The sequence below is a fragment of the Bordetella petrii genome, assembly GCF_020991325.1.
Classification (GTDB): domain Bacteria; phylum Pseudomonadota; class Gammaproteobacteria; order Burkholderiales; family Burkholderiaceae_B; genus Bordetella_A; species Bordetella_A petrii_E.
Genome location: NZ_JAJMLX010000221.1, coordinates 1 through 7,865 on the forward strand (window position 1 = coordinate 1; position 7,865 = coordinate 7,865).

The 7,865-nt window shown below is 65.3% G+C and carries 10 protein-coding genes; 9 read left to right on the top strand and 1 reads right to left on the bottom strand.

The genetic code is table 11. The features are described 5' to 3' along the window. Positions 1 to 217: 217 nt before the first annotated feature. Complete coding sequence (flgA, locus tag LPZ50_RS18640) at positions 218 to 946, bottom strand: flagellar basal body P-ring formation chaperone FlgA (protein WP_230663500.1); 729 nt, start codon at positions 944 to 946, stop codon at positions 218 to 220. A gap of 178 nt (positions 947 to 1,124) precedes the next feature. On the opposite strand from flgA, the gene flgB reads away from it, so the two are divergent. From flgB to LPZ50_RS18685, 9 genes are all read left to right on the top strand, one after another. Further along, positions 1,125 to 1,532 carry a flagellar basal body rod protein FlgB gene (flgB, locus tag LPZ50_RS18645; RefSeq protein WP_230663502.1) on the top strand — a complete coding sequence of 136 codons (408 nt, stop codon included), beginning with the start codon at positions 1,125 to 1,127 and terminating at the stop codon, positions 1,530 to 1,532. Positions 1,533 to 1,547: 15 nt separating this feature from the next. Next, on the top strand, positions 1,548 to 1,967 hold the full coding sequence (gene flgC, locus LPZ50_RS18650; protein ID WP_230663504.1) for a flagellar basal body rod protein FlgC: 420 nt from the start codon (positions 1,548 to 1,550) through the stop codon (positions 1,965 to 1,967). Between the two features lie 20 nt (positions 1,968 to 1,987). Further along, positions 1,988 to 2,683: a flagellar hook capping FlgD N-terminal domain-containing protein gene (locus tag LPZ50_RS18655; RefSeq protein ID WP_230663506.1), complete on the top strand. Its 696-nt coding sequence runs from the start codon at positions 1,988 to 1,990 to the stop codon at positions 2,681 to 2,683. A 70-nt stretch (positions 2,684 to 2,753) separates the two neighbouring features. Continuing rightward, complete coding sequence (gene flgE, locus LPZ50_RS18660) at positions 2,754 to 3,995, top strand: flagellar hook protein FlgE (protein WP_230663509.1); 1,242 nt, start codon at positions 2,754 to 2,756, stop codon at positions 3,993 to 3,995. A gap of 27 nt (positions 3,996 to 4,022) precedes the next feature. Continuing rightward, positions 4,023 to 4,781, top strand: coding sequence for a flagellar basal body rod protein FlgF (locus LPZ50_RS18665; protein WP_230663512.1), 759 nt, complete (start codon positions 4,023 to 4,025; stop codon positions 4,779 to 4,781). 61 nt (positions 4,782 to 4,842) lie between these two features. Beyond that, entirely contained in the window at positions 4,843 to 5,628 is a 786-nt protein-coding gene (flgG, locus tag LPZ50_RS18670) for a flagellar basal-body rod protein FlgG (protein ID WP_230663515.1), read from the top strand. Positions 5,629 to 5,630: 2 nt separating this feature from the next. Next, on the top strand, positions 5,631 to 6,317 hold the full coding sequence (locus LPZ50_RS18675) for a flagellar basal body L-ring protein FlgH (protein ID WP_230663518.1): 687 nt from the start codon (positions 5,631 to 5,633) through the stop codon (positions 6,315 to 6,317). Positions 6,318 to 6,319: 2 nt separating this feature from the next. Next, on the top strand, positions 6,320 to 7,453 hold the full coding sequence (locus LPZ50_RS18680) for a flagellar basal body P-ring protein FlgI (RefSeq protein ID WP_329957682.1): 1,134 nt from the start codon (positions 6,320 to 6,322) through the stop codon (positions 7,451 to 7,453). A gap of 13 nt (positions 7,454 to 7,466) precedes the next feature. Further along, on the top strand, positions 7,467 to 7,865 hold a 399-nt coding region (locus LPZ50_RS18685), incomplete at its 3' end, for a rod-binding protein (RefSeq protein WP_230663521.1).

Below are 7,865 nucleotides of genomic sequence, written 5' to 3' on the forward strand. Positions count from 1 at the left end.
CGGTGGGCGATGCCGCCGCGGCCGGGGCGTCCGTCCGTCCGCCCGGCGGCTGGGCGCCAATGGGCCGGGAAGTGGCAGGGGTGATTTTCAAGGCGTTCTCCGCAAGGCGTTGCGCCGGCGGGCACATTGGGCGGCGACCGGCTCTTGTCCTTGTAACGGCCGTGCCATGGCGAACTTTAGCGTGCGGGCCGTGGGTTGAGGTTGAATCTGTAACATTTTACAGCGCAACCTCGACCAGGGTGGCATTGCGAACGATGCCGCTGACGATTTGCCCGGAAGTGGTGCGCACCTGCACGGGCGCCCCGGGTGGCGCGTTGTCCAGGGCCTCGCCCTCGCTGCTGACCTCGAAACCCGGGCCGCGCGCGGTGATGCGCACCTGCTGGCCCCGGGTAACGGCCTGGGCACTGCGCAAGGCCGTGCCCTTGATGGTTTGCCCGGCGGTAATACGATAGCGGGCGCGCATGCCCAGGATGGCGGCCGGGTCGAGCACTACGCCGCGGGGCAGGGTAACCAGGTCGCCTTCGCGGGGGGCCAGGTCGGCTTCGCCTATGGCCTGGCCGGCGGCAATCATGCGGGCGGCCACATAGTATTGGCCGCGGATGCTGACGTTGGCCTGCACATACAGGGTCCAGGGTTGGGGGCCGGCACAGCGCACGCCAACGGTCATGCGAGAGCGCACGCGCAGCGCCGACGGCAGGAACGGATCCAGGGCCGCGCAGGACGGGGTGCGGCTGGTGTCGATGGGGTCCAGCGTGATGGTGGCGTCGCCGGGCAGCGCGGCCAATTGTTCGCGCAGGAAGGCTTCGGCGGCTTGCCCGACGGTGGCCGCGCTGGCCATGCCGGTGGGGGATGTGTCGTGCGGCGCCGCCCAGGCATGCTGCGTAGCCGGCAGCAATGCGCAGGCCATCAGGGCCAGTTGGACGTAGGGGCGGGCGAACGATTTCATGATTGGCATTGTAGAAGCGGGTGTGTCCGGGCAAGAGCGGAATTGACTCGGAAATAACGGGTTATTTGGCTGATTGTGTTGCGCGCAAGGCCCCTAAGATGCCGTCATGCAAAAAAGGGATGAAGGCTTGCCGGCATCTCTTTCCGCCTTACCACTCTTCCCGCAGGACACTCCCAGGATGCTAGACAGGCTCAACGAGGATTTCCGCTTCTACCAGCAAGCGCTCTCATTGCGCGCGCAACGGCAGGAAGTGCTGTCCTCGAATATCGCCAACGCCGATACGCCCAACTACAAGGCGCGTGATTTCGACTTCCAGGCCGCCATGCGCGATGCGCTGGATACCCGCATGCGCCTGCCCGACACCAGCCTGGCCCTGACCGCGGCACGCCACATTCCGGGCAAGGCGGTCACGCCCAACCCGGCCGAGCTGCTGTACCGCATGCCGTACCAGCCCAGCGTGGATGGCAACACGGTCGACATGGACGCCGAACGCGTGCAGTTCGCCGACAACACGCTGCATTACCAAAGCACCATGCAACTGCTGTCGGGCCGTATCCGTTCGATGATGTCGGCCATCCAGGAATAAGGTAGCGATCCCGCCATGTCTTTGACCAGTATTTTCAGTATTGCCGGTTCGGCGCTGCAGGCCCAGTCGCAGCGCATGAACGTGTCGGCCAGCAACCTGGCCAACGCCGACAGCGCCGTGGGGCCGGACGGCCAGCCTTACCGTGCCCGCCAGGTGGTGTTCCAGGTGAATCCGCCCGCTGGCCAGCCTTATGGCCGCGAGATCGGCGGCGTGCGCGTGGCGGGGGTGGTGCAAGACCCGTCGCCCCTTAAGCAGGTGTACGACCCGACGCATCCGCTGGCCAACGAGCAAGGCTATGTGAACATGCCCAACGTGGATCCCGTGGCCGAAACCGTGAACATGATTGCCGCGTCGCGCTCGTACCAGGCCAACGTGGAAGTGCTGAACACGGCCAAGCAGTTGATGATGAAAACCCTGACCATCGGCCAGTCTTGAGCCGCTGAACGGAGCAACGCATGACCACGGTCAACAACAACACCGACACCACCGCGCTGGCCCTGGCCCAGAGCGGTGCTTCCGCCAGCAGCGCGCAAGGGCTGCAGGACCGCTTCCTGACGCTGCTGGTGACGCAGCTCAGGAACCAGGATCCTCTCAACCCCATGGAAAACGCCGAACTGACGTCGCAGCTGGCGCAGATATCCACGGTGGAAGGCATTACCAACCTGAAGAACACGCTGCTGGCCATCAGCGGGCAGATCGACGTGTCTCAGTCCATGAACGCCGTGGCCATGATAGGCAAGGGCGTGCTGATCCCTGGCGGCAAGATCTCGCTGGGCACCGATGCGGACGACCCGTCAAAACGTGTGGCTACGCCATTCGGGGTGGATCTTCAGGGCGACGCGGCCAAGGTCACGGTAAAGATCCTGGACGCCTCCGGCGCAGTGGTGCGCACCATGGAACTGGGCCAGCAGGACACCGGGGTGCTGACCCTGAACTGGGATGGCACCAACGACGGCGGCCAGGCCTTGACCGACGGCAAGTACACCGTGAACGTGGTCGCCTCGAATGCAGACGGCGAAAAAGTGGACGCCGAGGCCCTGAGCTACGGCACCGTCAACAGTGTTTCGTATTCCACCGACGGGCTGCGGCTGGATCTAGGCCTGGGCGGCCAGATCAGCATGATGGATGTACGCAAGGTGCTGGGTACCTGACGGTACGCGGCGGCAACGGCCGGCGCGCGCCGGCGATCGATTGAATACTCACAGACGAGCGAGATAACACATGGGTTTCGGACAAGGATTGAGCGGCTTGAACGCCGCGGCGCAGAACCTGGACGTGATCGGCAACAACATCGCCAACTCCGGCACCGTGGGCTTCAAGTCCGCCACGGCATCGTTTGCCGATGTGTACGCCAGTTCGCGAGTAGGCCTGGGCGTGAAAGTCAGCGCCATCAACCAGCGCTTCACCGTAGGCAACGTCACCACTACCGGTGGCGAATACGATATCGCCATCGACGGGCCCAAGGGCTTTTTCCGGCTGACAGACCCCAGCGGCGGTGTGTTCTATTCGCGCAATGGCGAGTTCCTGGTGGACAAGGATTTCTACCTGGTCAATGCCCAGGGCTATCGCCTGACCGGCTATGCCGCGGGCGCCGTGGGTTCGGCCCCGGTGGACATGCGCCTGCCGCAGGGAAACATTGCGCCCCAGCCCACCAGCACCGCCGGCCTGCAGACCAACCTGAACGCCAACGCCGAGGCGATCGACCCGACCACCACGCCGTTCGACCCGACGCGCGCGGCAACCTACACCGACTCGGTGCCCACCACGGTGTACGACTCGCTGGGCAATGCGCACCAGTTGACGCAGTACTTCGTGAAGCGCGGCGCCGACGCGGCCACCAGCGAGAGCGTCTACGACGTTTACTACACCCTGGACGGCGAAGCGATGGCGCCCACCACCGAGGCCGGAGGCGTGTGGGACGGCGGGCAGGAGCTCACGTTCGACTCGGCGGGCCGCCTGACCTCGGCGCCCACCGTCACGCTGAATTTCGCCACTCCGGGCGGCGACACCTCGCCGGCTGACCCGATGGAAATCGTGATGAACTACGAGGGCATCACCCAGTACGGCAGCGATTTCTCGCCCAAAATCACGCAGAATGGCTATTCCAGCGGCGAATTCTCGGGCATATCCATCGGTTCCGACGGCAGCCTGGTTGCCAATTACACCAACGGCGAAGACGCGGTCATCGGCACGCTGGCGCTGGCCAACTTCAACAACGTGCAAGGCCTGCAGCCGGTGGGCAACAACGCGTGGGCCGAAACCGGCGAATCGGGCCAGCCGCTGTTGGGCCAGCCGGGCACCAACGGCCTGGCGACCGTGGTGGGACAGGCCGTGGAAGCGTCGAACGTGGACATGAGCAAGGAACTGGTGAACATGATCATCGCCCAGCGTACTTACCAGGCCAATGCCCAATCCATCAAGACCCAGGACGAGGTCATGCAGGTGCTGATGAACATGCGCTAAGGCGCGGGCACATCACGGGAATAAGGCATGGATCGAATTGTCTACACCGCCATGAGCGGCGCCGCGCGGGCCGAGGAATACCAGGCCGCGCTGAGCAACAACATGGCCAACGTCAGCACGCCGGGGTTTCGCGAGCAGCTCGCGCTGTACCGGTCGGTGCCGGTGCTGGACGGCACTTCGCTGCCCACGCGCGTGTCGTCGGTGGCCAGTACGCCAGGCAGCAATTTCGCGCCCGGCAACATGGACGCCACCGGCCGCGCCCTGGATGTGGCGCTGACCGGGCCGGGCTGGCTGGCCGTGCAGACGCAGCAGGGCGAGGCTTATACCCGCGCGGGCAATCTGCAGGTGGGAGTGAACGGCCTGTTGCAAACCGCGCAGGGCGTGCCCGTTCTGTCGGACCAGAACGGCCTGATCGACGTGCCCGAGATGGCCACGCTGACCATCGCCAGCGATGGCACCATCACTGCGCTGGGTGCCGGAGACCCGCCCAACAACATTCTGAACCTGGGCCGCCTGAAGCTGGTCAGCCCGCCCGATGCCGCGCTGGTGCGCGGCGACGATGGCGTGTTCCGCATGCCCCAGGTCAATGGCCAGCCGGCGCCGCCGCTGCCGGCCGACCCGGCGCTGAGTGTCGCGTCGGGCGTGCTGGAAGGCAGCAATGCCAGTCCCATCAAGGCGATGGTAGGCATGATCGAGAACGCCCGGCGCTTCGATATGCAGATGCAGGTCATCAGCGAAGCCGACCAGAATGCCCAGCGGGCCAATGGCCTGTTGTCGATGAGCTAGGGCCTGTTCACCATTTATTCGCGCGGGCTGGCAATGCCCGGCCGCGCCAGGAGTTTTCATCATGATGCGTTCGCTGTGGATAGCCAAGACGGGCCTGGAAGGTCAACAGACCTCGATGGACGTCATTTCGAACAACCTGGCCAACGTCCAGACCAACGGCTTCAAGCGCGGCCGCGCGGTGTTCCAGGACCTGATGTACCAGACGCTGCGCCAGCCCGGCGCGCAGGTGGGCGATGCCAACCAGCTGCCCACCGGCCTGCAGCTGGGCACAGGGGTGCGGGTGGCATCCACGGAACGGGTGTTCACTCAGGGCAACATGAACAACACCGGCAGCGAGCTGGACGTCGCCATCGAGGGGCGCGGCTTCCTGCAGGTGGATCTGCCCGATGGCACCCAGGCCTATACGCGCGACGGCGCGCTCAGCGTGGACCAGAACGGCCAGTTGACGACCGCGGGCGGCTACGTGATTCAGCCGCCCATCAACGTGCCCGACAACGCGTTGACGCTCACCATCGGCAAGGACGGCACGGTGTCGGTCACCCAGCCGGGTGCGGCGGGTGTAAATGTGGAAATCGGCCAGCTGCAATTGGCCACGTTTATCAATCCTCCCGGCCTGCAAAGCATGGGCGAAAACCTGTACCTGGAAACCGACTCTTCGGGCCCGGCGAATCTGCTGCAGCCCGGTATCGACGGCGCCGGGTCGATTCTTCAGCAGTATGTCGAGACCTCGAACGTGAATGTGGCCGAAGAACTGGTCAACATGATCACCACGCAGCGCGCCTACGAAATGAACAGCAAATCCGTCAAGACGTCGGATGAGATGCTTGCCCGCCTGACCCAGCTGTGAAAATGAAGACCGTGCTGCGCCTTCTGTGCGTGGGCCTGTTGGCGCTGGCCGCAACGGGCTGCGCCATGATCCCGCCCGAACCCATCGTCACCGGCCCGGTGACGGCGCCGCCGCCGCCTCCACCCATGCCGGCGGCGCAGCCCAACGGCTCGATCTACCAGCCGCGTGTCTACGGCAACTATCCGCTGTTCGAAGACCGCCGGCCGCGCAATGTGGGCGACATCGTCACCATCGTGCTCAACGAGCGCACCAATGCGGCCAAGAACGTGGCCACCACCACAGAACGCAACGGCAGTGCTGGCCTGGGCGTGGCTGCCGCGCCCGGCTTCATGGACAGTTGGGCCAATGCCAAGCTCGACACCGACATCTCGGGCAGCAACCAGGCATCGGGCAGCGGAGACTCGCGCGCCAACAATACGTTCACGGGCACCATCACCACTACAGTGATCGGCGTACTGCCCAACGGCAACCTGCAGGTTGCGGGTGAAAAACAGATCGCCATCAACCGCGGCAACGAGTACGTGCGCTTCTCGGGCGTGGTGGATCCGCGTTCGATTACCGGCGCGAACTCGGTGTCGTCGACCCAGGTGGCCGATGCCCGCATCGAATACCGCAGCAAGGGCGTCATGGATGAAGTGCAAACCATGGGCTGGCTGCAACGTTTCTTCTTGATTGCCTCGCCGTTCTGACCATGAACCCTACGCATCCGCTTTCTTTTCTGCTGTGCTGGCTGGGGCGCGCCATGGTGGCGGTACTGCTGGTGGCCGCCGGCCCCGTCCATGCCGAACGGCTGAAAGACCTGGCCAGCATCCAGGGGGTGCGCGGCAACCCGCTGATAGGCTATGGCCTGGTGGTCGGACTGGATGGCAGCGGCGACCAGGTGCGCCAGACGCCGTTTACCCAGCAAAGCCTGACCAATATGCTGTCGCAGCTGGGCATTACGGTGCCGCCGGGCAGCAATATGCAGCTGAAGAACGTGGCGGCCGTGATGGTTACCGCCACGCTGCCCGCGTTCGCCCGCCCGGGGCAGCGCCTGGACGTGGTGGTGTCGTCCATGGGCAATGCCAAGAGCCTGCGCGGCGGCACGCTGCTGATGACGCCGCTGAAAGGGGCCGACAGCCAGGTGTACGCGATTGCCCAAGGCAACATCCTGGTCGGCGGCGCGGGCGCGTCGGCGGGCGGGTCCAGCGTGCAGATCAACCAGCTCAACGGCGGGCGCATCAGCAACGGCGCCGTGGTCGAGCGCGGCGTGCCCACTTCGTTCTCGCAGAACGGCATGATCTACCTGGAAATGGACGTGACCGATTTCGGCACCACGCAGAACGTGGTGGCCGCGCTGAACCGCCAGTTCGGCGCGGGCACGGCCCAGGCGGTGGATGGGCGTGTGGTGCAGTTGCGCGGCCCGCTGGATCCCTCGGCGCAGGCCGCCTTCCTGGCCAAGGTCGAGAACGTGCAGGTGCGGCGTGCGCCGTCCACGGCCAAGGTCATCATCAATGCCCGCACGGGGTCGGTGGTCATGAACCAGACCGTCATGATCGAAGAGGCGGCGGTGGCGCATGGCAATCTGTCCGTCGTCATCAACCAGCAGGCGCTGGTGTCTCAGCCCGATACGCCATTCGGCGGCGGCCAGACCGTGGTCGTGCCCAATACGCAGATCGAGGTGCGCCAGGAAGACGGCGCCCTGCATCGCGTGCGCACCAGCGCCAACCTGGCCGATGTGGTCAAGGCCCTGAACGCGCTGGGCGCCACGCCGCAAGACCTGCTGGCCATTCTGCAGGCCATGAAGTCCGCCGGCGCGCTGCGCGCCGATCTCGAGATCATCTAGGGCCTCAGGAACCATGGCATTTGTCAGCTATACGCCACGTCCGGGCTCCCAGCAATCGGTTTTCGATCTGGGACGCCTGGCCGACCTGAAGCGCGATGCCAAGGCTCAGCCCGGCGACAGCGGCAACCAGAAGGAAGTGGCCACGCAGGTCGAGGCGCTGTTCTTGCAGATGATGCTCAAGCGCATGCGCGAGGCCTCGCCCAAGAGCGGCCTGTTCGATTCCGAGCAGTCGCAGATGCTGCGATCCATGGCGGATGAGCAGCTGGCGCTGCAACTGGCCAACCCTGGCGTGGGCCTGGCGCAGTCCATGCTGCAGCAGATGCAGCAGGGGCGGCCCGCCGGGGTTCCCGACGCCGCCCTGGACGGGGCCTTGCAGGCCACGGTGCCGGCGCAGGCTTCACGCGCCGGCAAC